The 26,026-nt window shown below is 52.6% G+C and carries 23 protein-coding genes, 1 tRNA gene and 1 pseudogene; 10 read left to right on the top strand and 15 right to left on the bottom strand.

Translation table 11 applies throughout. The features are described from left to right. The first annotated feature begins 30 nt into the window (after positions 1-30). On the top strand, positions 31-315 hold the full coding sequence (locus tag EPD59_RS15470) for a GNAT family N-acetyltransferase (RefSeq protein WP_133273568.1): 285 nt from the start codon (positions 31-33) through the stop codon (positions 313-315). A gap of 71 nt (positions 316-386) precedes the next feature. Here EPD59_RS15470 and EPD59_RS15465 read toward each other — a convergent pair whose 3' ends face one another. Beyond that, positions 387-755, bottom strand: coding sequence for a hypothetical protein (locus EPD59_RS15465; protein ID WP_133273567.1), 369 nt, complete (start codon positions 753-755; stop codon positions 387-389). A 238-nt stretch (positions 756-993) separates the two neighbouring features. Next, entirely contained in the window at positions 994-1,494 is a 501-nt protein-coding gene (locus EPD59_RS15460; RefSeq protein WP_240731753.1) for a fasciclin domain-containing protein, read from the bottom strand. A 742-nt stretch (positions 1,495-2,236) separates the two neighbouring features. Between EPD59_RS15460 and EPD59_RS15455 the strand changes: the two genes are divergently transcribed. Continuing rightward, entirely contained in the window at positions 2,237-2,476 is a 240-nt protein-coding gene (locus tag EPD59_RS15455; RefSeq protein ID WP_133273565.1) for a hypothetical protein, read from the top strand. A gap of 25 nt (positions 2,477-2,501) precedes the next feature. On the opposite strand, the gene EPD59_RS15450 is transcribed toward EPD59_RS15455, so the two are convergent. After that, complete coding sequence (locus EPD59_RS15450) at positions 2,502-2,906, bottom strand: hypothetical protein (protein WP_133273564.1); 405 nt, start codon at positions 2,904-2,906, stop codon at positions 2,502-2,504. 284 nt (positions 2,907-3,190) lie between these two features. Here EPD59_RS15450 and EPD59_RS15445 point away from each other — a divergent pair, with 284 nt between their 5' ends. Beyond that, on the top strand, positions 3,191-3,745 hold the full coding sequence (locus EPD59_RS15445; RefSeq protein ID WP_205703426.1) for an NUDIX hydrolase: 555 nt from the start codon (positions 3,191-3,193) through the stop codon (positions 3,743-3,745). 54 nt (positions 3,746-3,799) lie between these two features. Here EPD59_RS15445 and EPD59_RS15440 read toward each other — a convergent pair whose 3' ends face one another. Then, positions 3,800-4,309, bottom strand: a complete 510-nt coding sequence (locus EPD59_RS15440; protein ID WP_133273563.1) for a phosphoribosyltransferase family protein — start codon at positions 4,307-4,309, stop codon at positions 3,800-3,802. Between the two features lie 290 nt (positions 4,310-4,599). Here EPD59_RS15440 and EPD59_RS15435 point away from each other — a divergent pair, with 290 nt between their 5' ends. Both EPD59_RS15435 and EPD59_RS15430 read left to right on the top strand, forming a co-directional pair. After that, positions 4,600-5,241 carry a response regulator gene (locus tag EPD59_RS15435; RefSeq protein ID WP_133273562.1) on the top strand — a complete coding sequence of 214 codons (642 nt, stop codon included), beginning with the start codon at positions 4,600-4,602 and terminating at the stop codon, positions 5,239-5,241. 201 nt (positions 5,242-5,442) lie between these two features. Beyond that, positions 5,443-7,806: a sensor histidine kinase gene (locus tag EPD59_RS15430; RefSeq protein ID WP_133273561.1), complete on the top strand. Its 2,364-nt coding sequence runs from the start codon at positions 5,443-5,445 to the stop codon at positions 7,804-7,806. A gap of 70 nt (positions 7,807-7,876) precedes the next feature. Here the strand turns inward: EPD59_RS15430 and EPD59_RS15425 are convergent, their stop codons facing one another. Further along, complete coding sequence (locus EPD59_RS15425; RefSeq protein ID WP_133273560.1) at positions 7,877-8,116, bottom strand: hypothetical protein; 240 nt, start codon at positions 8,114-8,116, stop codon at positions 7,877-7,879. Between the two features lie 1,639 nt (positions 8,117-9,755). Further along, a tRNA-Arg gene (locus EPD59_RS15420) sits at positions 9,756-9,827 on the bottom strand. Between the two features lie 133 nt (positions 9,828-9,960). Between EPD59_RS15420 and EPD59_RS15415 the strand changes: the two genes are divergently transcribed. Then, positions 9,961-10,488, top strand: coding sequence for an Ohr family peroxiredoxin (locus EPD59_RS15415; RefSeq protein WP_133273559.1), 528 nt, complete (start codon positions 9,961-9,963; stop codon positions 10,486-10,488). 73 nt (positions 10,489-10,561) lie between these two features. On the opposite strand, the gene sucC is transcribed toward EPD59_RS15415, so the two are convergent. After that, positions 10,562-11,764 carry an ADP-forming succinate--CoA ligase subunit beta gene (sucC, locus tag EPD59_RS15410; protein WP_133273558.1) on the bottom strand — a complete coding sequence of 401 codons (1,203 nt, stop codon included), beginning with the start codon at positions 11,762-11,764 and terminating at the stop codon, positions 10,562-10,564. Positions 11,765-11,850: 86 nt separating this feature from the next. Further along, positions 11,851-12,975, bottom strand: coding sequence for a glycoside hydrolase family 113 (locus EPD59_RS15405; protein WP_133273557.1), 1,125 nt, complete (start codon positions 12,973-12,975; stop codon positions 11,851-11,853). Between the two features lie 162 nt (positions 12,976-13,137). On the opposite strand from EPD59_RS15405, the gene EPD59_RS15400 reads away from it, so the two are divergent. The 3 genes from EPD59_RS15400 (at position 13,138) to EPD59_RS15390 (ending at position 16,890) form a co-directional block, all read left to right on the top strand. Next, positions 13,138-13,791 (top strand): ABC transporter ATP-binding protein, encoded by a 654-nt coding sequence (locus tag EPD59_RS15400; RefSeq protein WP_084444691.1) that lies wholly within the window; start codon positions 13,138-13,140, stop codon positions 13,789-13,791. Between the two features lie 269 nt (positions 13,792-14,060). Then, the gene (locus EPD59_RS15395; protein ID WP_240731445.1) at positions 14,061-14,870 is read left to right on the top strand and encodes a hypothetical protein; all 810 of its coding nucleotides are present in this window, start codon (positions 14,061-14,063) and stop codon (positions 14,868-14,870) included. Between the two features lie 97 nt (positions 14,871-14,967). Continuing rightward, positions 14,968-16,890, top strand: a complete 1,923-nt coding sequence (locus EPD59_RS15390; protein WP_133273556.1) for a RecQ family ATP-dependent DNA helicase — start codon at positions 14,968-14,970, stop codon at positions 16,888-16,890. Between the two features lie 65 nt (positions 16,891-16,955). Here the strand turns inward: EPD59_RS15390 and EPD59_RS15385 are convergent, their stop codons facing one another. From EPD59_RS15385 to EPD59_RS15360, 6 genes are all read right to left on the bottom strand, one after another. Further along, positions 16,956-17,387 (bottom strand): organic hydroperoxide resistance protein, encoded by a 432-nt coding sequence (locus EPD59_RS15385; protein WP_133273555.1) that lies wholly within the window; start codon positions 17,385-17,387, stop codon positions 16,956-16,958. A 34-nt stretch (positions 17,388-17,421) separates the two neighbouring features. Next, the gene (locus EPD59_RS15380; RefSeq protein WP_133273554.1) at positions 17,422-17,871 is read right to left on the bottom strand and encodes a MarR family winged helix-turn-helix transcriptional regulator; all 450 of its coding nucleotides are present in this window, start codon (positions 17,869-17,871) and stop codon (positions 17,422-17,424) included. Between the two features lie 220 nt (positions 17,872-18,091). Beyond that, positions 18,092-18,388 (bottom strand): rhodanese-like domain-containing protein, encoded by a 297-nt coding sequence (locus EPD59_RS15375; RefSeq protein ID WP_133273553.1) that lies wholly within the window; start codon positions 18,386-18,388, stop codon positions 18,092-18,094. Positions 18,389-18,494: 106 nt separating this feature from the next. Beyond that, positions 18,495-20,348, bottom strand: a complete 1,854-nt coding sequence (locus tag EPD59_RS15370; protein WP_133273552.1) for a T9SS type A sorting domain-containing protein — start codon at positions 20,346-20,348, stop codon at positions 18,495-18,497. A 72-nt stretch (positions 20,349-20,420) separates the two neighbouring features. Further along, positions 20,421-21,206, bottom strand: coding sequence for a PASTA domain-containing protein (locus EPD59_RS15365; RefSeq protein WP_133273551.1), 786 nt, complete (start codon positions 21,204-21,206; stop codon positions 20,421-20,423). A 57-nt stretch (positions 21,207-21,263) separates the two neighbouring features. Then, positions 21,264-24,014: a D-alanine--D-alanine ligase family protein gene (locus EPD59_RS15360; RefSeq protein ID WP_133273550.1), complete on the bottom strand. Its 2,751-nt coding sequence runs from the start codon at positions 24,012-24,014 to the stop codon at positions 21,264-21,266. Positions 24,015-24,122: 108 nt separating this feature from the next. Between EPD59_RS15360 and EPD59_RS15355 the strand changes: the two are divergent. Further along, positions 24,123-25,318: pseudogene (locus EPD59_RS15355) on the top strand (phosphoglycerate kinase). Positions 25,319-25,376: 58 nt separating this feature from the next. On the opposite strand, the gene EPD59_RS15350 reads toward EPD59_RS15355, so the two are convergent. Further along, the gene (locus EPD59_RS15350) at positions 25,377-26,000 is read right to left on the bottom strand and encodes a hypothetical protein (protein WP_133273549.1); all 624 of its coding nucleotides are present in this window, start codon (positions 25,998-26,000) and stop codon (positions 25,377-25,379) included. Positions 26,001-26,026: the final 26 nt, after the last annotated feature.

The following is a 26,026-nucleotide window of genomic DNA, read 5'->3' as shown; positions in this document are numbered from 1 at the left end:
CGCATTTCCCGTTTTATAATTTCCATCAACATGGCCGTTTCCGTCATTCATAATCAGGAAGATCAATCCTTTTACGCCACCGTTCATGGCTACGAAGCCGAACTCGCCTACAGCATGCCCGCCAACGACACCATCGATTTTACGCACACGTTTGTGGACGAAAATCTGCGCGGGCAGGGAGTAGGCGAGGAAATGGCCCGCACCGCCCTCGCGTACGCCCGCGACCAAAACCTGAAGGTGCTGACCAGCTGCCATTTTGTGGAGGCTTTCGTGAAGCGCAATCAAGCTGAATACAAAGACCTACTATCAAAATAACGCCTGCGAGGCGCCTGAACGCTGTAGTTCGTGCAGCCCGCAGGCGTTATCCCAGCAGTAAGAAATGGAGGTTACTCGCCGCGGTTGTTGTCTTCGAGGCGGCTCGATTGCGCAATAACTGGGTTGATGACGCTGTCGCTGATGCCCGACTTGCCATCTGACGCCGGCTCATCGAGAAGTTGGCCGTGAGTCTCGCGGTCCAGCATCGACGTTTCGGCGGCTGGCTCGTTGGTTGATTTAGGCTGCGGCTCCGTTGGGTTGCGGGGCTGTGGCTCCTGCATCTCGGGCAGGGTATAAAGGTTTTCGCCAGGTCGGTGCTCATCGCCAGTGCCCGGAAACGATGCATTTGGGTCAGCGGCCGTAGCCGGCTGGTTTTGGGTGGTACGGCGTGGAGGCTGCTCGTCGGGGTTCTGGGGGGCTTTTTTTGAAGAGTCTTTCATAGGTTGGTAGAGGTTGATGGCCCATTTGGGGCACTGTTCTCTTTCTACGCAAAACGCTTACTCAACAACTGTTGCCGCCCGGAAAAATATTTTGTTCAGGACAAGCCCAACGCAATCTATCAGGCCCAGACTCCAGTAAAAATGGGCTGACTTGCCGCATTGTTAACCCAAGGTAATCAACGATAAAAAAAGCCCCCAGACTCGTCTGGGGGGCTTTTTTTATCGTTGGTATCTCAGCTTATTTGGCCGGCATCAACACGCTATCGATAACGTGGGTCACGCCATTGCTAGAAATTACGTCGGCGGTAGTCACGGTAGCCATGCCGCCTTTGGCGTCCTTCAGCATTACGCTGGTGCCACTTTTCATCACCGTTAGGGTTTCGCCCTGCACGGTAGTTAAGGTCTGACCGTTTTGCAGGTCGGCAGCGCGCACGGCGCCGGGCACTACGTGGTAAGTCAGAATAGTGGTGAGTTTGGCTTTGTTTTCGGGCATTACCAAGGTGTTCACGGTGCCAGCGGGCAGTTTGTCAAAAGCGGCGTTGGTGGGCGCAAATACGGTAAAAGGGCCTGCGCTTTTCAGCGTTTCTACCAAGCCAGCCGCCTTCACAGCCGCTACCAGCGTGCCATGTTCCGACGACATCACGGCGTTGTCTACAATGTCTTTGCTGGGCACCATCATGGCGCCGCCTACCATCACGCCTTCGGCGCTGCTCATGGGCAAGTCGGCGGCATTTACCATCGTTTCAGCGGCTTTGCCGGGCTTGCCTTTGGCTTTCATTTTGTCGCCGGCAGCCGTTTTGCCTTTCATTTTCATTTTTCCGTCGTCGGCCATTTTGGTCTTCGACATGTTGCCGTCTTCCTTGGTTTTAATCTTGTCGGCATCCGACTTGGTTTTGGCCGTTGTTTGGGCCACAGCCGGCGTGACTAGACTAATGGTGAAAGCGAGAGCGAGGGTAGTCAAAAGAGACTTTTTCATTACGATTGAGTTAAGAAATAAGGGAATCTAACTTGCTATACGCAAGCGCAGCGATATTGGATTATAAAAACAAGCTCAGCAGCTACTTAAATTGGCGGCAGAAATCACTATTTGTCTTCTTTAATGATTAAAAATTGCCCTGAATAGCTATTTAAGCTGTTTTAACATGGCGTGTATCTACTATTAAGCCATAGGTCTTGGATAGATTAACATTTGTATCAGCCTATAAAAATTATATATTTGCTCTGGTAAGACTGTCATTCCTAGCGCAATTTCAGTGAAAAGTAATGGTAGACAGCACGCGTTATCTTGATCAGCAGAATGGCTTTCGGGAGGCTCGATTTGGGCAGAAAGTGGATGAGCTGAGTGGGCTGATACTCGTGTCGGCCCTGCACGACCCCGCGTAGCCACCTATGCCCGCGAACAGGAAGACCTGCTGTACTTAAGCCATCCGCTCCGGCAGATTCACTACCGCTTTTTTGACGAGCAGCTGTACCGTATCGATTTGCTGGCCACTGGTACTGAGGTAATTGCGGGCCTGCGGCAGGAGTTTATTCGTCTCTACGGCCCACCTACCAGCGGACCGCTGGGGGAGGAGTGGGTAGGGCAGCAGGTAACGGCCTCAGTTCTCTCGTTTCGCACCCGTACCGAGAATGCCTATTTTACTTTAAGCAGCCAGGCACTGATGGCTACCGCCACCGAATATGTTTATCATCGGGGTCTGGTGACGAGCGAGGCGGGTTAGAAAATTCTGGGGGGCAATTAATTGGCTATTTTTTCTGGAGCCAGTCAGCCGCGTCCTGCATGGTTGAGAAATAGTTGTAGCGTAGCATTTGCGAAAGGCCACTGCCAATAGAGCGAGCCGCCAGCCGACTCAAAGGCGTTTCGGCTTCTACCACGGCACACTTGTCGTAGCCCGCTTCCGCAATGGCCCGCGGTACCCACTGCGTAGTTAGCCACTCCTGCAGCGGCGGCGGCATGGGCGGCCGCTGACCATGCACACTCATCAGTTGGGTGGAGCCATAGTGAAGCATGGCGTAGAGTATATGCTCATAAATCGCCTGTAGCTCGGTCACGGATACGGCCGTTGGGTGCCAGGTAACGCGCAGATACCCCGCCGTGTGGTATGTAATGACTGCTGCGGCGTTGTGGAAATACTGAGTAACGGTACTCACAGGCGAGAGGAAAAATGAGCAAATTAACGTTGTGGGCAACGCCCCTGTGACCTGTTGACAGAAGCTATACTATGGTGTAAGCGTCGCATCAGTGCTTACAATCGTTTCCAAAGTGTTTGTAAGATAACGCGTTACCAGCCATCGTTCTAATAATTAAAGCGCGTTTGTCATATAGCTTCTCACTGCTTGGTGCTAGGGGTTGCCGGCACAGCCGAAAACCCTGACTCTTGTTCCTTCTGCGGGGGCGTTTAGTACCTTGTCAACTGATTTCTGATTGATACAGCATGACAAAAAAAATTGAGCCCTGGAAGACGCTTACATCTGAACTGGTATTTGATCATCCGTGGTATAAAGTTCGCCGCGACCATGTGGAACTGCCCGACGGGCAACAACTCGACGATTACTTTGTGAGTGTACGCTCCAATGTGGTGCTGATATTCGCCGTGACCGAAGACGAGCAGGTCGTGTTGGTCCGACAGTACAAGCATGGCTTTGGCCAAATCCTGATTGAACTGCCCGGAGGCGTAGTAGACGAGGGCGAAAAAGCCCCCCAGGAAGCAGCTAGGCGCGAGCTGCTGGAAGAAACCGGTTACACTACTGATCAGCTGGAGCTGCTGTTGGAAGTAAGCGATAACCCCACCAAGGACACAAACACTATCTCATTTTTTCTGGCCCGCAACGCACGGCTGGTAGCCGACCAGCAGCTCGATCCGACCGAAAATATAGAGGTACTCACAGTGCCCGTCACACAAGTTGAAAGCATGATTCTTAGCGGCCAGATTCGGGTGGCGGGCTCCGTTGCTTTATGCCTGTTGGCGCTGCGTAAGCTACAGCGTTAGCATACCCCCTCAATGCTCAGAGCCGTTGAGGAAAATGCCTGTTACTTCCGAGCATTAAGCATTAGCAGCGCGCATTGCTTCGGCCACCTCGGCATCCGTTACCGGGGGTAGCTTCTCATAACATTCTTCTACCGCCTGGCTGTGAGTAGGGCTTTGTAGATATATCACGGCATCAGCCATAGTGCGCAGGCGAGCTGTGGTGGCAGGCAGAGCCGCGGGCAAAGCCAGTACCAACAGCGTCGGCTGGCGGGCGCGGGCAATACGTAAGGCCGCAGCCAGTCGCGTTTCGGTTGCCATTCCGTCGTCTACTACGATTAATGTCTGGCCTTTACGAGCCGATGATGGTGCGACCAACTCAGCCTCTTCCTCTGTTCTCTCACCAAACCAATCCTCTGTTTCAGCCAAGAACTCCAGCGGAAAACCTAGTAGTCTAGCCAGCACGGAGCCAATGGCTACGCCGCCCCGGTCAACGGCCATGAGCAGGGCATCGACGCCGCGCAGGTGCCAAAGACGATCGGTTAAGCGAAAAGCGGCCGATTGGCGGTCAGATAAAATAGCAGCCATATATATCAAGTAGGATAACGCGTCGGATAAGATGATAGGTAGGTAAAATAGAGTCAGTCAAGATAGATTTTCGACCCGCACATTTTGCTATTGCCTTATACTCGTTTCGTAGAAAATGGGGGGCAAATTTTGATTTATTTTACTCCCTTTCGGTATTTGAATGACCCATTCTTAAGAATCGTTTTTTACCTCATTTGCAATTACTTACATTCATATACAAATGCAGGGAGATGGGCCGCTTCGCTAGCTGCTCAGTAGGGTGATTCGAAATTTTACTTACATTCTCTCCCATGATTCGCTTGTTCTTAGTCGATGACCACTCCCTCGTTCGTGATGGAATGAAGGCCTTGCTAACGGGGGTACCCGGCCTGCTTATCGTGGGCGATGCCAGCAATGGACAAGAACTGCTGGATCGGCTGCCAACAACTCCCGCTGATATCGTGCTCATGGACCTGCAAATGCCCGTGCTCGATGGCTTCGCTACGCTGCCTGTGCTGCGGGAGCAGTTTCCGGAAATACGCGTGTTGGTGCTTACCATGCTGGCCCATGAGCGGTACGTGGGCCAGGCGCTGGATGCGGGCGCGGCGGGCTACATTCTCAAAAGCGCGGATCAGGCCGAGATCATCGCGGCTATCCGCGCGGTTTCATCTGGCAAGCGCTTTATATGCAGCGACATTGGCTTGTCGCTGCTGCAAAAAGTGCTACACCCGGAGGCTTCCGCTGAGACCAAAAAAGTGGATGGCCTGTCTTATCGAGAATTGGAAGTGCTCCGGCTCATTGCGGAAGGCCTCACGAACAATGCCATTGCGGAGAAGCTATTTGTCAGCCGGCGCACGGTAGAAACCCACCGCCAGAATATTCTGGAAAAAACCCAGGTAAAAAACACCGCTGCTTTAATCAAATATGCCGTTGAGCACGGATTGCTGGACTAGCTCTCGTTTGCGCAGGCATTGCTAGGCTCAATGAGTAGTGCCCAAATCCAAGTCGATTGCCGTGTATCCGTAGTAGTAAACCACTGTACGGCGGTGGCTTACTAACTCAACCTCAGTGTCAGTGGGAGCTGGGGGCAAATTTGCTAATACTCAAACCGTTCGGCTAATAATGGCCGCATGCCGTAGCTAGTTGATCTGATTATGGCTAGATCTTTTTCTGTTCCTGCGTCCACAGAACTTAACGCATTGCGCCAACAGGCATTGCAGCATCTGGCCACCACAGATGCTGCCTACTTGAGTGCGGAGCCGCCCCCAAAGTTGCTCTACGAAACCATGCTACGCTTGCAGCAGCAGGAGTTGGACCGCGCCCAGAAGCAAATAAAAGCCCTTCAACAAGCCGCTAAGGTGGCCACGGCCCACACCTCCGCCAACCCGTCCGCCGACAATTTTCAGCGCCTGTTTGAATACAGTAGTGATGCCGTATTTCTGCTGCTCGATAACTACTTCGTCGATTGCAATGCTGCCATGTTGGCACTGGTTGGGGCCCCAGACAAGCAACAGCTTTTGGGCCGTCATGTCGCTGAATTTGCCCCCCAGCATCAGCCCGACGGTCATCTCAGCCGCGAGCGTGCCGACGATTACTGCCGTCGGGCTGTAGCCCAGGGCCACTATCGCTATGAGTGGCTGGGCCAGAGGTATACTGGTGAGAAGTTCTGGGGGGAAATCATGCTCACGCCAGTCCAGATGGACACACGCACTCTTCTGTATGCCGTTTGGCGCGATATAACTCCGCTCAAAATAGCTGAACAGCACCGCCTCGAAAGCGAAGAAGACAAGCAGCGGTCATTGGATGCTGCCGGCGTAGGCACTGTGAGGTATATTCTAGGGAGCAAAGAGGTAGTACTCGATGCACTCGCCCGCAACTTACTCGGTCTGCCTCCCGGAACGGAACCTGTTCCTGCCAAGGAAGTTGCCCAACAAATATATCCAGAGGATCTGGCTCCGGTTAGCGAAATTTTAGCGCAGGCTCAGCAAACCGGTCGGCCCTTAGTCTTGGAATTTCGGGTGTTAGGCGCTGCTAAAGCCATTCGCTATATACGGTTTCGGGGTGAGCTACAGAAAAAAGAAGGCCAACCCGATCAGCTGTTGGGAGTACTGCGTGATATCAGCGCCAAGCGTCGGGCCCAGCAAGAGCTAAGCTATAAGAATCGCCTTCTGGATTACATGGTACATAATATGCCGGTAGTATTGACCAGGCTCGACCATAGGGGGGTATTTCTGGATCTTGTAGGATTAGGTTTGCGCCCCTTGGGTATCCAGGATAATCAGCTGCAGGGAGCTAGCATTTTCGATGGGTTTCCGGATGAAGCCGAGCACATACGTCACCTTTTGGCCGGTAACTCTATCAGTACGGTAAGCTTTGTGGCCTGGGAAGGCAACGAAGTGTATTATCAGAACTACGGCTTCTTCGATAGAGCAAAGCAGGAGGCTGTCATCTTCTCCCTCGACATCACCGAGTCGGAGCAGATGAAGAAGAATTTGCGTGCTGAGAAGGCATTTACCAAGCAAGTGATTGATCACAGCCCCGACGCTTTGGTTGCGCTAGACCTGAACCTGTGCGTGATGGCATGGAACCAGACCGCCGCTCAGTATTCATCTGTGCCGGAAGAGCAGGCGCTGGGTCGTTCATTTTTCGACGTCCTTCCTCATTACCTCGAAACGCCTGAGATGAGGAACCTGTTGGAGAAGGTCCGGGATGGGAAGCCCATCACACTGTTTAACCAGCGCTTAAGGCTCCGACCCGGTAGTTACGACATGTATTTTGTGCCCCTCCGAAACACTGATCAGGGCGAAGTGACGGGTATCCTGATTACCATTTGTGACATAACCGAGCGAAACCGCATGCTTGCCGATGCCGTTCAGCTTCAACGTCAGCAGCAGCAAACCGTTGTAAGGGCTGTGTTTGCTGCCCAAGAGGCTGAGCGCAAGCGAATTGCTGAGGCTTTGCACAACGGAGTGGGCCAACTGCTCTACGTGACCAAACTTAACCTTGAGAACGGCCGACAGTCTCCTCCCGACCCGGCGGTGTGGCAAGCATTGAATGAAGCGATTCAGGCTACACGCAATGTGTCGCACCAATTAACACCTGGTATTCTGGAAGATTTTGGGTTAGAAGTGGCATTACAGGAGTTGGTTAAGCATATTCCTCCAGGCAAGCTTAAGGTTCATCTGCATCTGACTGGCCTAGACCAGCCCCGCCCGCTCCTGCTTGAGCTAGCTGTATACCGTATTGTTCAGGAGCTCTTGACCAACGTTATCAAACATGCTCACGCCCGAATAGTACATATCCAAGTAGAGCAAGAGGATGATCAGGTGGTTCTTAGCGTGCAGGATAATGGCCAAGGAATGCCCAGTTCTCCTGAAATAACTTCCGACCCAGGTATGGGCATTATTAGCATTCGTAATCGTGCTGAACTCCTTGGGGGGCGTTTTTCGCTCGATTCCCATCCCGATCGTGGAACAACAGTACGAGTGGCACTGCCTATGCCTGCCAAAAGTGAGTAATACTGCTTAGGAAGATACGCTACCTAAATAATTTGGTGAAATGCTCATACCAACTTATTCGGACAAATACTTATTTCATAACCATAACATTCTTATGCTCAGGCATAAGAAGAGGAAACTCAATCTTACTGCTAACAGCGTAGCCATGAGTATTACTAATAAAAGATACACCTTTCGGCTTGTCCTGTAAGTGGATAACAGCTGGTTTATCCTCGCTGCTTAGAAGCCAAAAGATAATTGCACTCATAATAGCAGAGAAAGGAATAGCGGTACCTAGCCACTCTCTGTTTTCAATTAACCATTCAGTCATATTTTCCAGTAAAAATCACAACCTTTATAAATATATGACAAGTTAAGAAAGTTATAATTTATTCCCAATAATTATTGCGTTTTCCTTGTTGAGATTTAGATACTAATCCTATCTAAATCGTGTAATTAATCAAAAGTATTAAAGCTGTTATTTTCACAAATTGCTGAATAGTAAACAATTACTAAGTAATATATAATATCATTCTTAAAAATTTAGTACAAGAAAAATACAAATTTCAATTAGCTTTTAGTGTCAATTTCTTACCAACTGTAAAATTTCCGACACTAGGTACAGCATGACTATAGTTTCGTATGCTTCAAAGGCTTTAATACTTAACGATTTGTAGTTTCAACGTCAAAATCTGGCCGGTTACTGCCGATTGTACTGATGCTCGTGTCCTTTCGATCCTTTCTAGCAAGAGAATGCCATCTGTTCAGGAGCCAGTTCACTCCAAAAATTGAAAGCAATATTCCGGTTAGTGTTAGTAACCAGCCCTGATGCGCGATTGCCCAAGCAGTCATATTAGTATAGTTATAGTTGAGAAATAGCTCTCACTTAGCTAATATACATCTATAAACTATAGCAAATGCTTAAACGTCAAAATTTTACAGTAAAGAGTCATGATTCACACTTTCTTGTTTGTACTTAAACGTTTACGGTAATATTATATAGCAAGCAACAAACACGTCGGAGTTAAAGCGAGTCTTACCATAACCTCTTTATCTCTCGAATCGACTCTCTGAATAACAGTACCCCGGTTAACCATTTACAGTTTTGCCGGTATTGCGGTAGGGCCTAAGCTAAGAAAGTAGATAGCACATGCATAAAATGGTAGGAGCAAATAGTATTGTCAGATAGAAAAATGGAAAGCAGATTTGGCTTTACTTGGGCCTATGTGATAGTGAGCGTATACGAGCTGGCAGTAGCGGAATTGGCCAGTCACAGTATTTTTACGCAGAACCGTACCTAGCCAAAAGCTATGCAGCGCTTTCGGTTTCGCCTTTTGTGTCTTTCAGAGCTTTATACATACACAACTAGCCATCTGTTGAGAGCATTTGCTCTAGTAAGTTGTGTGAAGATCACTTGCTCAGTTAAGTCAACTGTTGCCTCATTGCTGGGGCAAATTGCCATCATATGGAAGATTTGCGTTCTTTTACCTGAGCAATTAATAGATCACCATTTGGCCGAAAAATGTACTTCACTTTTCGCGCCGTTTCATTGTCTGACACTATCCAATGCTGACTAGCCAGCACAACTTTAGGACCCGATGATTTATTGCTGAGCGATTGAGAATCCGGAGGGGTATTGAGTAGATGTACTTCCATATGGTTATAAAGATGAATTAGCTACGCGAAAGTCTAAGTGCAGAGGTAATATGAAGGAGGACGGAATTCAAAAATAATACCCTTTACTACCTGATAACCTCCCAATCGCTATTATTTCGAACAAGTAATATAAGTAATCGCTTCTTGATTTACTATTCGCTATCAGAGCCGAAGCTACCCCCGGCAACATAATGGCAGCCGCTTGAACAAGACGGAGAAGAGCGAAGTAAGCAGCGGCTTGTGTTGAGGAGCTCCAAAGTAAAAACAAAAAAGACCCTCTACGGTACGTAGAGGGTCTTTTTAACAGCTGTAAGTGGTCACGCTAGGAATCGAACCTAGATCAAGAGCTTCGGAAACTCTCATACTATCCGTTGTACGACGTGACCGGAAGGTGGGCAAAAGTAGAGAGAAAAATACGCCAAGCCAAACGTGGGGGCTTTTTGGGTAGTTCTGTGAGTCAGTATAACCTTAAAAGGCTAAAATCAGTTAATTCAAACACACAACCTGAACCCTTAGCTTATGTCTACTAACGAAAAGAAAACACTTTATACAGCCGATGCTGCGGCTGTCGGTGGCCGTAGCGGCCACGTACGCTCTGCCACGGGCATTATTGATCTGGATATGTCGGTACCTGAGGGCCTAGGGGGAAAAAAAGGTGCTACCAATCCGGAGGAGTTGTTTGCTGCAGGCTATGCTTCTTGCTTCCAGCAGGCGCTACTAGTAATAGCCCAGCGTAATGGCGACCGGCTCGACTCACAAAGCGAAGTAAAATGCTCAGTGACGCTATTTCAGGAAGGTGAGGCTTATGGCCTAAGCGCTATTCTGGACGTAGATCTGAAAAAATTTGACGAACAGAAAACCATTGATATGGTTCGTCAGGCGCATACTATTTGTCCTTATTCGGTAGGTACTCGCGGCAATATGGAAGTAGAGTTGCGCGTGATGGGTAAGTCCGTTCCAGTACAGCCCGAAGAAAATGCTGGCGTAGCCGGAGGTAATGGCGTTGAAGCATCAAATACTGCTGAGAATACAAACGTTACAGCTTAAGTCTTTCTGCTGTTACAACAAAAAGCCCCCAGAGTAGCTCTGGGGGGCTTTTTGTTGTAACAGCAGAAAGACTTTATGCCTTCTGTGATTCCAATACTTCTTTCACCTTCTGAGCGGCATCCTTCAGTAATACGGCCGAGAACACTTTCAGACCTGACTCATCAATGATGCGGGCGCCTTCTTCAGCATTGGTGCCTTGCAGCCGTACGATGATAGGTACGTTGATATCGCCGATGTTCTTATAGGCTTCAACCACCCCGTTGGCTACCCGGTCGCAACGCACGATGCCCCCAAAGATGTTGATGAGAATAGCCTTCACGTTCGGGTCCTTAAGGATGATGCGGAAGCCAGCTTCAACGGTCTGGGCGTTGGCCCCACCCCCTACATCGAGGAAGTTGGCGGGTTCGCCACCTGACAACTTGATGATGTCCATGGTAGCCATAGCTAAGCCGGCGCCGTTTACCATGCAGCCCACGTTGCCGTCGAGCTTCACATAGTTGAGGTTCGACTCGGAAGCTTCTACTTCTAGTGGGTCCTCCTCGTTGGTGTCGCGCAGGGCGGCGAAGTCCTTGTGGCGGAAAAGGGCGTTCTCGTCGAGGGTTACTTTGGCATCGACGGCCAGAATCTTGTTGTCCGAAGTCTTCAACACGGGGTTGATTTCGAACATAGCCGAGTCGGTTTCGTCGTAGGCCTTGTACAGAGCTGTTACGAATTTCACCATCTCTTTTTGCGCTTCGCCGGTGAGGCCCAGGTTGAAAGCAATTTTGCGAGCCTGGAAGCCCTGCAAGCCTACACGCGGGTCAACGTGCTCACGGTGAATCTTCTCGGGGTGCTGCTCAGCAACTTCCTCGATGTCCATGCCACCTTCAGTGGTATAGATGATAACGTTTTGGCCAGTAGAGCGGTCTAGCAGTACGCTCATGTAATATTCCTTCGGCTCTGAATCGCCGGGATAGTACACGTCCTGAGCGACAAGTACCTTATGTACTTTGCGACCCTCGGCACCGGTTTGCTTCGTAACCAGCTGCATACCAATGATCTGGCCAGCTACTTCCTTCACTTGGTCCAGGTTCTTGGCCAGCTTTACGCCGCCCCCTTTACCGCGTCCGCCGGCGTGGATTTGCGCTTTGATAACGTGCCAGCTAGTGCCGGTTTCCTCGGTTAGGCGCTTGGCAGCGGCAACAGCTTCCTCGGGCGTCTCGGCCACGATTCCTTCCTGAATGCGTACGCCGTAGCTTTTAAGAATTTCTTTACCCTGATACTCGTGAATGTTCATAGAGGTCAGTTCAATGGGATGATGGGGTGGTGTTCAGTGCACGAAAGTAGGCAAAAATGCGACGCGGGGCGTTACAAATGCCACATCTACTTTCCAAACCACTGTGCCATAACTTGGGCAGCCTCTTTATGTTGGGGCGTAAAATCAGCGTGGCGCCGGGCTGGGCCGTCAGGAGCTAGTTTCGGATACCACTTCCAGACAAAAAGCCCCCCAAACCATTTTTTCGTCCAAAACGTCTCGAACATGGCCGCGTAGCAAGTGGCTTGTGTGTCCTCGTCGAGTTGTAGGAAAGCTGTGGTGCGGTCGGGCCAGACCCAAGGTTCCACGGCAGCGTCGGCGGTGCATTTGTAGCCCATTTCAGTGAAAACCACAAGCTTGTCGAAACGCTTTTGCACCCGCTCGATGGCTTTCAGATGTGGCTGCCAGCCTGCCAGCAGTTCAGCTTTGGTGGGCTTGCGGTTCTTGGTGAGCGGGAAATAGGCTTGAATGCCAATGTAATCTAGCGCGTCCCAAAATCGAATATGCTCGTACTCACCGCTCCAGTTGGCAGCATAGGTGAGCGGGCCGTGGTACACTTGGCGTATCTGACGAATAAGGGCGCGCCACTCGGTTTCGTGGGCAGCAGTCGTTGTTTGCTCTAGCTCGGTGCCGATACACAGGCCGTCAAGTTTTTGTTGCTCAGCCAGTTCGGCGTAGTGCAGTATGAAGGTCGTGTAGCTCGCAAACCAGGCTTTCCAGTCGGCCTCGGAGGTCATGCGGATGTCGCCGGGCCAGGTGCCATCGCCGCGCACCCACAGATGAGGTTTGAGCAGGATATGCTGACCGCGCTTGCGGGCTAGTTGAGCTGTCTGAATGAGGCCTGCGTCGCTTTCGCCCCAATATACGCGCCCACGCCCGGTGTGCATACCAATGGTGGGAGAGGTGGCACCGCGCTGCCAGCCAAAGGGCGTTTGCGCTATCCAAGTTACGTTGTGCTGCTGCAATGGGGCCAGCTCAACATCGGTAATGGAGTCGCTGCCTACCCAGCTTACCCCACGTATGCGGTTATTCAAGTTGACCGCGATGCTTACGTTCGCCGTAGCAGCCGGAATGGGGTAGGAAGGAGCCAACCGCGGCCACCACCAGCCAGCGGCTAATACAATTGCCAACCCTAGTAGGGTGAGCAGCGGCACAAACGCCCACCAGCGACGGAACAATAGAGAGTTGGGCATAAACAGATTAGTAGCTGCAGGAAGCTAAAATGTAGGCAGCAAATTCGGAATTTGCCCCCCAGCACTTTCCCACAAGCTAAGGAATTGAATTGGACGTCATAATCTGCGATTGATCCGTAGCTTTGTTTGTTCCCAACTGCTCACCCCCAATTCGCTTATCGTTTGCTGCAGGCCATAAATATTCGCAAAAGCTACAACACGCTGGAAGTGCTTAAGGGCATCGACCTGACGATTGAGAAGTCGGAAATCGTGTCCATCGTTGGTTCATCGGGGGCGGGCAAAAGTACCCTGCTACACATTCTGGGCACGTTGGACAACCCCGACACGGGCGAGGTGCTCTTTGATGGTCAGTCGGTTAGCTCCCTCGGGCGCTCCGACTTAGCGCGGTTTCGCAACCGACACATCGGCTTCATTTTCCAGTTTCATAATCTTTTGCCCGAGTTTACGGCTCTGGAGAATGTGTGCTTGCCGGCGTATTTGGCAGGTCGCTCGGAGAAGGAAGTGCGCGTACGAGCCCGCGAATTGCTGGGGATGTTGAACCTAGAGCGCCGCGCCGACCATAAGCCATCTGAAATGTCGGGTGGGGAGCAGCAGCGTACGGCGGTAGCTCGGGCCTTGATCAATTCGCCCGAAATCATTTTTGCCGACGAGCCCAGCGGCAACCTCGATTCGCAAAATGCGCAGGAGCTACACCAGATTTTCTTTCTGTTGCGAAAGGAGCTAGGCCAAACCTTTGTTATCGTGACGCACAACGACCAACTGGCCGAAATGGCCGACCGCACCATTACCATGAAAGACGGCTACATTACGGAGTAGAGTCCGGTTAAGAACTAATTGAGAAAAGCCCCCAGAAACGTTTCTGGGGGCTTTTTCATGGGGTTAAATAGAAACCAGATAAGCCAAAAAAGGTGTTGAGAGAGAACGAAAAAGTACCTGTTTTTTAGTTTTCTAAAAATTTTAGGAATTCAATTCATAAGTGTCTGATAATCAGTAATAAAAATTACATATAAAAAGCACGCTTTTTGCACCTTTCGCTCGTATCTTTAGTTATATACCCAAATAACAAAACGTACTACAGGACACTTATGGAAACCGCCATGAACGAAGTAACCAAACCCGTTAAAGACCAGGCTCGCAAGAGCAAGATTGAGAGCTACGATATTTCGCGCTCCGATGAGACGTTGCACTTGGCTACTGATCTGGCGAAGTTCATCAAAGACAACAAGCTCACGACGACGGTGCAGGGCAAAGAGTTTGTGAACGTGGAAGGCTGGCAGTATGCTGGCTCGCGCCTAGGGATCGTGCCTATCGTTGACCACGTCATCAATGTCAGCACCGAGACGGAGTTGAAATATCAAGCTAAGGTGACCTTGTTCGACTTGCGCTCGGGTCATACGGTAGGCGCTGGCTTTGCTGTATGTTCGAATAAAGAGTCGGGTAAGAAGTTCTACCAGGAGTTTGCCATCATGAGTATGGCGCAGACGCGTGCTATTGGCAAGGCCTACCGCAATATTCTCGCTTGGATTATTCGCGCTGCCGGCTACGAGCCTACGCCTGCTGAGGAGATGGAGTATGGTGGCAATCAGCCAGAGGTTAAACCCGCGCTGACTGTAGCCCCTACTGTTGCTCCCGCCGCTGTAGCTGCTGAGGCTACGCCCATGAAGGCCGTACCCGCTGAGCCTACCGAGGCTCCGGCCCTAGCCATTGCGTACGCTACGGCTGCGCAGAAGGAGGAAATCATCCGCCTGCTCAACCACCCGGTGATTACGCGCCAGGAGAAGACTAAGATGTTGCTTAACATCAACCGCCTGGACGAGGAGCGTGCTAACCAAGCTGTAGCCAAGCTGCGCAAGGCTATCGAAGACCGTGAGAACGGTGAGTCGGCTGCCGCTTAAAGTTTAACTCACTACATATACAAAAAGCCTGGTTCCATTTGGAGCTGGGCTTTTTTGTTGGCCTGTAAGTTCAGGTAGAAGTTAACTTTGCATCAGTATGCCTTTACCTACCGACGATATCCTGCACCTGCTTCGCCAGCACTGGGGTCACACGGCTTTTCGGCCGTTTCAGGAGAATATTATTCGCTCGGTGCTGGCGGGGCAAGATACACTGGCTTTGCTGCCCACAGGGGGGGGCAAAAGTGTGTGCTTTCAGGTGCCAGCGCTGGCGCGGGAGGGTATTTGTGTAGTGGTGTCGCCGCTGATTGCCTTGATGAAAGATCAGGTGGAGCAGCTGCGGGCGCGGGGCATTAAGGCTGAAGCAGTGTACGCTGGTATGAGCCATCAGGAAATCGACCAGACCCTGGATAATTGCGTGTATGGGCCGGTGAAGTTTCTGTACGTGTCGCCGGAGCGGCTGCTGACGGAGATGTTTCGGGTGCGGGTGGCGAAGATGAAAGTAAACCTGCTGGCTGTGGATGAGGCGCACTGCCTCTCGCAGTGGGGCTACGACTTCCGGCCGCCTTATCTGCAGATTGTGGAGCTACGCGAGTTGCTGCCGAAGGTGCCGGTCATTGCTCTCACGGCCACTGCCACCAAACCTGTGAAGGCAGATATTATCGAGCGACTAAAGTTTGGGCCCAATCATCAGGTTTTTCAGCAAAGCTTCGCCCGGCCTAACCTGTCGTATTCTGTTCTGCAGACCGAGGATAAGCTGCGGCGCTTACAGGAAGTGCTGCGCGGTGTGGGTCCTGATAAAACGGCCATCGTATATGGGCGCACGCGGCGGCAGGTGGAGGATGCTGCAGCTTTTTTGCAGCACCACAAGGTGTCGGCGGCGGCGTACCACGCGGGCTTGCCTAGTGAGCAACGCCACCGTACCCAGCAGGACTGGATGCAGAACAAAACTCGCGTAATTGTGGCTACCAACGCTTTCGGGATGGGTATCGACAAGCCCGACGTGCGCTTGGTCGTGCATCTCGACGCGCCCGATACGCTGGAAGCTTACTACCAAGAAGCCGGCCGCGCCGGCCGCGACGAGAAGTATGCCTTTGCCGTGCTCCTAGCCAGTCCCAACGAAGCAGCGGAGCAGCGTCGTCGCGCTGAATTGGCCCACCCGCCTCTCGATACGGTCCGGCGGGTATATCAGGCCTTAGCGAACTTCTCGCGTACGGCCGTTGGCGGGGGCGAGTTGGTAGCCTTTGATTTTGATATTCAGCAATTTGCCGAAACATATCGAATCAAAGCCCTCGACGCGCATAATGCCCTGAAAGCATTGGCACGGCAAGGCCTAGTACAGATGAATGAGGCGGTAAACAATCCCGCTCGTGTGCATATTCCTATTGATCATACCGATTTGTACCGGTTTCAGGTAGCCAATGCCGCGCACGATAAGCTCATCAAGTCTTTACTGCGTCTGAATGGAGGAGAAATCTTCGCAGGCTTCCAGAAAATATCTGAGAACAGCCTCGCCCAGCACCTGCGGCTGAGTGTAGTAGAAGTACGCAAAATGCTGCTGTTTTTGCACCGCTCGGGCATTATCCAATATCAACCCCAGCACAATTCACCTCAAGCACTGTTCACTACTCCGCGCCACGACGTGGACAAGCTGCCGCTGAATCAGCCGGCCCTGCGGGCCGCGCGTGAGCTGGCTCAGCACCAGACGGAGGCCGTCATTGAATACAGCTTGGGTGGCCGGTGTCGGCAGCAGTTGTTGCTGGAATATTTTGGCGAAATGGACGCGCCTGTCTGCCGCGTCTGCGATTTTTGCTTAGCTAAGAAGAAAGCCCAACAACCCGCTCAGCCTTCGCCAACGCTACGCGCCCAACTCGTAGACTTGCTAAAAAATGCCCCCCAAACACCCCGCGAACTACTCACCCAATTTGCCCCCCAGCAGGCCGAATCCGTAACTCAGCTGCTGCGCGAGCTGGTCGATACGCGAGTGCTTCAGTATGAGCCGAATGGAAAACTGCGGGCGTAGAGTAAGCCCATAAAAAGAGGGCACAGCCACGTGGCTGCGCCCTCTTTTTATGCTGTAGCACCCAGCTAGGCGTGCGTCGAAGTCGTCAGGTTTACTTCAATGTTGCCGCGAGTAGCGCGGGAGTATGGACAGATCTGGTGCGCTTTGGCTACCAGATCTTCGGCCTGTGCTTGTTCCAAGCCGGGAATATTTACGTGCAGATCTACGGCAATGTCGTATTTGTCGCCTTCGTGGCCGAGGCTGACATCAGCAGCTACGGAGCTGCCCACAATAGTTTGCTTTTCGAAACGCGCTACCAGGTTGAGGGCGCTATCGAAGCAGGCAGCGTAACCAGCGGCAAACAGCTGCTCCGGATTGGTAGCACCTTGCTTACCAAGACCACCCAGCTCTTTAGGTGTAGTCAGAGCCAGGTCAATTACATTGTCGGACGAAATGGCGCGGCCGTCGCGGCCACCGGTAGCTTTCGCTTTGGCGGTATACAGTTTTTGGTAACTCATGGGTGTGTTAGAAATGAAATATGCTCACTTAATTTTAAGTGAGAACAGAGATAAGTTGTTGAAGTTGAGTGCGTAATGATTCTGCCGCAACTGGCGAAAGCTGGATTTTGTGTAACATCTGCTGTGGCACTTCGCAGGCCTTAGCTCGCAAATCCTGACCGGCCGGCAGTAGTGCTACCTTAACCGACCGTTCATCGTGCGGGTCGCGGGTACGGCTGAGCAGGTGGCGCTGCTCCATGCGCTTGAGCAAGGGAGTAAGGGTGCCTGAATCGAGCAAAAGCTTCTCGCCTAGTGCTTTAACGGTCAGCTCCTGATGCTCCCACAGCGCAAGCATCACTAGATACTGTGGGTACGTGAGGTCGAGGTCCTGAAGATAGGGCTGGTAAGCTTTGGTCACTAGGCGGGAGAGCGCATACAGCGGAAAGCACAGCTGATTGTCGAGCTTCAGCAAAGATTCGGGCGACACGCTTAGGTCCTTGGCCATTGAGTAATGATGATAGTGACCGCTTATACGTACACAATTAAATTGTGTACAACCAAATTTTAAAATTAGGCATAATCCATTGATAATGAGCAATAAAAATTAATCAAAAACAGAAGCGCATAAGCGCATAAGCGCAAAAAAGCCCCCAACTGATAAAGAGCGGTTGGGGGGCTTTTTTGCGCTTACACATCTGATCAGACTCAGCTATGCGTCGCCATTTTTATTGCTGATAAGCTGTGATACCGCCAATCAGGTTGCGAACGTTACGAAATCCATTTTGGGCCAAGAAAGCCTTCGCTGCATTAGCTCGGCTGCCACCCTTGCAATGCACAATGACTTCTCCTTCTTTCAGGTCTTCTAGCTCATCTACGCGCTGGGGTAAAGAACCCAGTGGAATGTGCTGGCTGCCTTCAATACGCGATTCTTCGTATTCCCAGCCTTCACGTACGTCCAGAATAACCAGTTTTTCACCAGTAGCCTGTCGCTTCTTCAACTCTTCGGAAGTAATATCGCTCATAATATGGGGGACTATTTGTGGGGGGGATCGTCGGTTTCGGAGCGTAGTTTAGGAAGAAAATTTAACTCATCCATCTTCCAGGCTTTCTTTGTTGTATCCTAACGTATCAATTTAGTGCTAAACGCTTCGTGACAACTTCGCCTTGAGGAAGTAAAAACCGCGCCATATACACTCCTGACGGTAGATTTCGCAAGTCCAGCTCAGACTGTCCGGCCTGCACGTCGGCTTTTTCCCAAACAGTACGTCCCACGGCATCTAGCACAGTAACCCGCAGGTAGAGGCCCTCCACGCGCACCAATCCAGCACTCGGATTGGGATAAACGCTGATACTGGCCGCTAGCACTGGATTGGAAGCAGCCGTGATTATGCTGCCTGCCATTACGGGCCGAATTAACGGGGCACCAGCAGGCGTGGTAGAGGTGGCCGTCCATGCATTAGCCGCATTCGTAAGCAGATAGCCCTCCGGGACGGTGCTGTTGAGGTCAATGCCAAAAGGGATAAAAAAGCCCAGCGACGCCTGACCATAGCCCACATAAAAAGTCCCGCTCACGTTTACTGGCTGCGGGAAGGGAATATCTACAAATGCTTGTCCGGCAGGCAAACTGGCCGGAATAGTAAAGGTCTGGGAGGCTTTTGGCTCGGCCGTGGGCAAATTAGTTAGCGGGTCCTGATCCCACACGTTCATCGTTATTACCCGGCTTACACCCGTCGGCGACGGATAGATGCGGACACTGCGTACCCGATCAGGACGATTCAGGTCGATGCGGTAAGCGAGGTAGCTGGCTGGTCCGGTAGAAAGGGCGGGCAGACTCACGGTTGCTTCCGCTGAGCCATCATCGTAAGCGTAGTAATCAGCTAGCTCCGTAATGCGAGAAATAGTGTCGTTGGATAAAGTGAGCGGATTCGTTTCGTTGGTTTGAATGGCAATACGATGCGTTATGCGCTTAGCTTCAGGCGTATTGGGCAAAGGAGAAATACGAACGTCACCCGCAATTACGTCCTGCTGCTGCCGTGCCGACAACGACTTATTGCCCGTCAGGAAAGTAGCCCTTGGGCCGCTTGGGAGGACTTGCAGGGTACCAGTCCAGGCAATAGGCGTGGGGGCGGGGCCTACATCAAAGTTATTGATGGTAGTAAGTGTGTTGGAGTTTAGCTCACCGGCGGCATTGGCGTTAAACTGCTCTATGGGCATCGCCGCGAAGCGCCGCAACAGGCTGGTGAGCGGGGCGCTGGTGGCAATATCGCGGTAAGAATTGTCGGTGGCAGAGCGGCCGCGGTTCAGCAGGATGTAGTCGAGGCTCCAGGCGTCGCGGGTATTAGCAAGGTTGCCCGTAGCCCGCCACCGAAACTGAAAAGCCGAATGCAGGTATCGGGCTTGATCGACGGCAACGAGCTGTTGCTGAAAATTGGTGCGTGCTCCCGTGCTGAGCTGTACCCAAACCTGCTGCCACAGGCCAGTGTTGTCCAGCATTTCCAGTTCTAGGCGCACGGGCTGACTGCCTGTATTTGCCTTTGGCGGCCCCACAATACTTCCCGATTGCCAGAAAAAACTTAGGTACACGCCACTGGCGGCCGTAAGCCCACTTAAATCGATGGGCTGCGAAGTGAGCGTGTCCGTATCGTTATAAGCTGAAGAACTGCCATAAGGCTGACCAGTAGCGGAAAGCCCATCGAACGTGACTACACCCCGGGAAGGAGGCGCTACCGGAAAGCGGTTATTCACTAAGGTTCCCCCGCCGGGCTCCCAGAACAGTAGATTTGGCAAGCCTTCGCCCTGGGGGGCAAAATCATCGAATAGAGGCAACGTGACTGCCGTGCCGCGTCGAGCTACGGGAGGCGTACGAATAACAGACTGGCGGCTTTGGTCAGCGGTGAGCGGTGTAACTACTTGAGAATGTCCGGCTAAGGGCACCAGCAAGCCAAGCGTCAATAAGGAAAGTAGAAGTTTCGGGTAGCTCATAGACAGCAATTTACGCAAGGTAAACGGCTGCGGATCGGAGAAATTTTACCTGATACATTGAAAGCATCTTACTTACTGCACCGCCTTCAACGGCTCATTGCCCGCTACCCACAAATCCACCAGCTGCCCCATACGAATAGTAGCGCCAGGAGTGGCCACGGGGCGTTGCTTTACAATGGTGCCATCCACTTGCCCTTCTTCAGCGGGCTGATAGAAAATTTCTCCTACCTGCAAGCCCTGCCCTACAAGTAGCGTAGAGGCCTCATCAGCAGGCATATTGATAACATTAGGCACCGGAAACTCCTGGTTGCCCTGCCCATCACCGACGACTAAATCCACCCGTGTACCTTTCGCAATAGGCGAACCTGGCTCTATCTCCTTGCCGTTCACCAGTTGCTTCAATACTGAGTTTTGGGCCAAATCAGGTACCTTCTGAATTTCGCCTACTACCAGGTCGTAGCTAGCCAGAATCATCTGCGCATTTTTCACGGAGCCTTCCGTGAGCTTGGGCATTTTGATTACCGGCGGGTTTTTCATGCTCACCGAGATATAAATCTTGCGGTCTTCCTTCACCTGCTGGCCGGGGGCCGGGTCCTGCGTGAGCACCGTGTACGCCGGGATGTTGGGGCTATAGCTGGAGTCATCGACGAAGTAGCGCAGGTTGCGCTCGTCGAGGTAGTCTTCTAAGTCGCTTTGCCGCATTCCGGTCACCTTCGGTACCACAATGGTTTCGCCGTGGTTGGTGGTCATGGGCAAGTACACGAAGAAAAAACCGAACAGCAGCAAGGCCACCGCCAAGCCAATTACCACCAAGTGTTTCAGTACGTCGAGTGGGGTATCGGATTTAAGAAAAGCCATTGTGGTATGCTGGTGTGCTATATATTTTAATATGCTTACTTGAAAGCGGGGCGCAAATTAGCTTTTCGCTTCTATCTCGAGCTTCCGCTGCCGCTCTTTGCCAAATTCCAGAATCCGGTCAATGAAATCGTAGGGGGTATAGCCGTTCAGCGCTGTTTGGTGGAAAATGCAGGTGGCGGGCGTCATTCCAGGCAACGAATTTACCTCGATAATTAGTACCTCTACGGCCCCGGTTTCGCGCACTCGCACGAAGGCATCAATGCGGGCGTAACCCTGAATATTCAGCACTTCGGCCACGCGACGCAGCTCTTTCTTTACTTCCTCCGATATGCGCTGCCGCTCCGCCGGGTCGGGGGCATAGCGGGCGGGCGTGATGTTCTGACCTTCGCCAGCCAGGAATTTCTCTTCTAAGCTCAACACCTCACCGGTAGCCAGCGCTTCGGAGGCTTCGAATACTTCGATATTCAACGAACCATCAGGGCGCCAGTGCGTGAGCAAGCCGCCAGTTACTTCGAGAAAATGCTGGGCACCGTCGCGGCTGATCAGCGTTTCTACCAGGAAGGCATCTTTCTGCGGGAATTCTTCCTTGAAGCCAAGGTGCAGGGTGCGGGCCGGTTCGGGCAGCAGGTCTTCCTGGTCGCGGAAGATGAGCTGGCTAAACGCTTCCAACTCCTGCCGGTTTTTGATCTTTTTCACTGCCGAAGAGCAGCCGTCGTCGGCGGGCTTGGCGATGAAGGGATAATGAAACTGCGTTTCCAGTGAGCGGTAGAAGGTTTCGGCGTCGGCCTGCCACTCCAGGCGGTTAGCCATGCGGTGCTCAGCTACGCGCAAACCAGCTTCGCGCAGGCGACGGTTCGTTTCGAACTTGTTGATGGTTATGCTGCTCGATTCGACGCCAGAGCCATTATAGGGCAAACCGAATTGCTCCAGCTCTTTTTGCAAAGCGCCATCCTCGCCGGGCCGGCCATGCAAGGCAATAAACACCTCATCGACCATCTCGGCCAACTCCTCGAAGGAAATTCGGCGGGGTTGGGCCGTGGGCTGACCAGCGTAGGTGCCCGTAATAGCCTCAGCTTCGCGACGGATGCGGGCTAATACTGGATGCAGCTCGTGACCGGCTTCAGCGTACTCAATTTTTTCGCGGATGTCGTCGGCGTTGTCCTTGAGCATCACGTTGATGGGCAGCACGTAGAGCCTATGCTCCTGGGCGGAGCCCGTCAGGAACACTGGAATGGGTTCGTATTTTACCGAAGAACTGAGCTTCTCGTAAATATTGCGGCCGCTTTCCACTGAAATGTGACGCTCGGAAGAGTAGCCACCCATAATTACGGCTACTTTGGTACGCTGCCGTTCCTGTTGCTGGCGCGAAGCTACGGCTGCATCTAGCTGTGCCAAAATGCCCCCCAGCCGCACTGGCTGCATGCCTGCGCGGCGCCGCGCGGCCAGAGAAGTGCGAATCAGATACGTTAGAAACTGAGAAGGATTCAGGCCAATTTCGGCGGCTTGGTGGAAGAAGAAAGAGGCCGGCAACATTCCCGACGTGGTGTTCGGATCATTCAGGAACAGGCTGCCATCGGTGGCTTGAATAAAGCCGTCTAGGCGGGCGTACACTTGAAAACCGAAGGTGCGGAACATCTCCTGGCAAGCCTCCCGGATTTCCTGAATCTTGTCCTCAGGCAGGTCAATGGGCGTGATTTTGCGGCTCAGGCCGGGCAGGTACTTGGAGCGGTAATCGAACATTTCCTCGCCCTTCACAATCTCGGTGGGGGGCAAAGCCAGCGGTTCACCGTTCGGGTCTTCCACTACGATGCACGAAAACTCGCGCCCCGCCACGAAGCTCTCCACCAGCACCTGCGACTCGCCATCGATGTTGGTAAGCAACACCTGCTCAACGGTTTCAAACTGCTCATTAAGCGTGTGCAGCAGCTTCTCAGGATGATAAATGAGCTGCGGCTCCTGAGGCGTAATAGCAACATCAGTTGCGGCTTGGGCACTTTTCACTTCCAGCAGGACCGGCAGCCCGATGCCTTCCCGAATGTCGGTGAGCTGCTGCAGCCACAGGAGTTTCTGCTCGTCGCTCTTGCCCTGCCACTCACTGCGCGTTAGGGTTTTGCGGAATAAGCTGCGCTCCACGGCGGCCACAAACTGGGGGGCATTTTTCTCGCGTAGAATCGAGACGCCAATGCTCGAACCCTGGCGCGGGGCTTTAAACACGAGCGGTAAGCCCAGCTCACGCACTAAGTACTCAAGCGTAGCTATTGGATCAGCGGCGTCCCACTCTTCCGTACTGATGACGCGGAAAGCAGGCGTGGGCCGATTCAGGGCATGAAGCAGTTTTTTCTGGGCAATTTTATCAATGCCAAACGCAGAAGGCAAAATGCCGGAGCCCGAATACGGAACGCCGTACCACTCCAGCAAGCCCTGAATGGCACCGTCTTCGCCGCCGGGCCCGTGCAGAGCTAGGAAGGCGAAGTCCATCAGCTCGCGGAGCTCATGCGGCTGCACGCGCCGTCCGACTTCCGTAATGATGCGGTCTTGTTCCTCCTGGCTTAGCTCGCCCAAGCTTTCCAAGTACACCTGCAAACGGTGCTCGGAGGCCGGCAGGGCCGATACGGGCGGGAAAAAGTCCCTGATGGTGCCTTTATAGATATAATGCCAGTCGAGCAAAATGAAGTTGCCCCGGCTGTCCACGAAGATGGGCACGGCCTGAAACAAGCCTTTGTCCAGATTATCGTACACAGTGCGGCCGCCCGCAAAGGATATTTCCCGCTCACGCGACGGGCCGCCGAAGAAGATGCCTATTTTCATACGTAGCGCAAAGGTACGGGGAAAGTAGAACGGATGCGAAACACGGCCACGTCAAAGCTTCTACTACATTCGTCCCGTATAAGGCCTACCAAACCCTACAACTTACTTATGCAAACCCTCGATCAGTACAACTTCGCCGGCAAACGAGCCCTGGTGCGCGTCGATTTCAACGTGCCCCTCGACGACGAGCTGCACATCACCGACGATACCCGCATTCGCGCCGCCACGCCCACCATTCGCAAAATTCTGGCTGACGGCGGCAGCGTTATCCTGCTCTCTCACTTGGGCCGGCCCAAAGGAGGTCCGGAAAAGAAATTCTCCCTGCAAAGCATCGCTCCACGCTTGCAGGAAGAATATGGTACGCCGGTACTGTTTGCCAATGATGTGATGAGCCCCGACGCCGCTAAAATGGCTGCTGATCTGCAACCCGGCCAGATTTTGCTTTGCGAAAACGTGCGTTTTTACAAAGAAGAAGAAGCTGGCGATACGGCTTTCGCCGAGAAATTGGCGCAGCTAGGCGACGTGTACGTGAACGATGCATTTGGGGCCGCCCATCGTCGCCACGCCTCCACGGCCGTGGCCGCCCAGTATTTTGCCCCCAAGACCGCGTAGCGGGTTATTTGATGCAAAGTGAGCTGGATAATGCCCACCGCGTGCTCACCAAAGCCGAGCGCCCATTCACGGCCATTATGGGCGGAGCAAAAATTTCGGATAAGATCCAACTCATTGAGCAGCTGCTGGATAAAGTTGACAACCTGCTAATTGGTGGTGGCATGGCCTACACGTTTGCCAAAGCGGAAGGCGGTGACATTGGCGGCTCCTTGCTCGAGGCCGACAAGCTCGATTTGGCCTTACACCTGATTCAAAAGGCCAAGGAAAAAGGCGTGAACCTAGTGCTGCCTACCGACTCGCTCATTGCCGACCGCTTTGCCAACGACGCCAACGTAGAAACGGCCCCCAACCACCACATTCCGAATGGCTGGATGGGCCTAGACATCGGTCCGGAGTCGCGTGAGAACTTCGCCAACATCATTCGCCAGTCGCGCACTATCCTTTGGAATGGTCCGATGGGCGTTTTTGAGATGTCAAATTTCTCGGCCGGCACTGAGTTCGTGGCCGCGGCTATTGCTGAAGCCACCGCCAACGGCGCCTTCAGCCTCATCGGCGGCGGCGACTCGGCCGCAGCCGTCAACCAGATGGGCTACGCCGACCGCGTAAGCTATATTTCAACTGGCGGCGGCGCGCTGCTCGAATATATGGAAGGTAAAGAACTGCCTGGCGTAGCGGCGTTGGAAGGACGTTAGAAGCTGTTAATCAACGACACAAAAAAGCCCCCCAGAAACGTTTCTGGGGGCTTTTTTGTTAGTTTGCATAAGGCGCTTCCAGTTCCTGCCCCATACTCAGTAGCGGCGAATCGTCCATTCGGCCAGTAAGGCGGGTGGAGAGGGCGCGGGCTTCTTTATCGGTAAGCACCTCCAGCTTGTGTAGCCAGCGTAGGCGTTGTAGTTGGGGCTCGATGAGGCCTAACGGGTTGATATTGCCGTAGTTTTCCCGCAGATAATCCTTCGTGCGCTGCTCTAGGGCTTCGGTGAAGCGGTACAGCGTTTTGCGCTCATTGGGACGGTCAGCCAGTACCACGCGGGCGTGAGTAGTGCTCAGAATAAAGTGATTCCACCAGTTGCGGCGGGCGTACCAGTAAAGGGCCACCAAGCCCAAGCCTACGCCCAGCGCAACAAGCCCATACACTGACTCAGACTGCTTCAGCGCGAACTGGGTGCAAATGATCCACGTGTACAGTAAGCTGAGCAGTTGCCAGCGCGATGGTAACTGGCGACGACGCTCCACGCGTACAGGCAGCACCTCCTCATAAGGCATCTCCACTTCCAGCGTAATCTGGCCACGCCGGTCTTTTCGACAGATATAAAGCCCGTGGGGGCGAAGAGCCAACTGCGTAGTTTGCGTCAGTTGGCGTTGTTCAAGTAGCATAGAATAAGCAAACAAGCGACGTTGCT

This window comes from Hymenobacter radiodurans, assembly GCF_004355185.1.
In the GTDB taxonomy this organism is placed as follows: domain Bacteria; phylum Bacteroidota; class Bacteroidia; order Cytophagales; family Hymenobacteraceae; genus Hymenobacter; species Hymenobacter radiodurans.
This window is presented reverse-complemented; position numbering and strand designations above follow the sequence as displayed.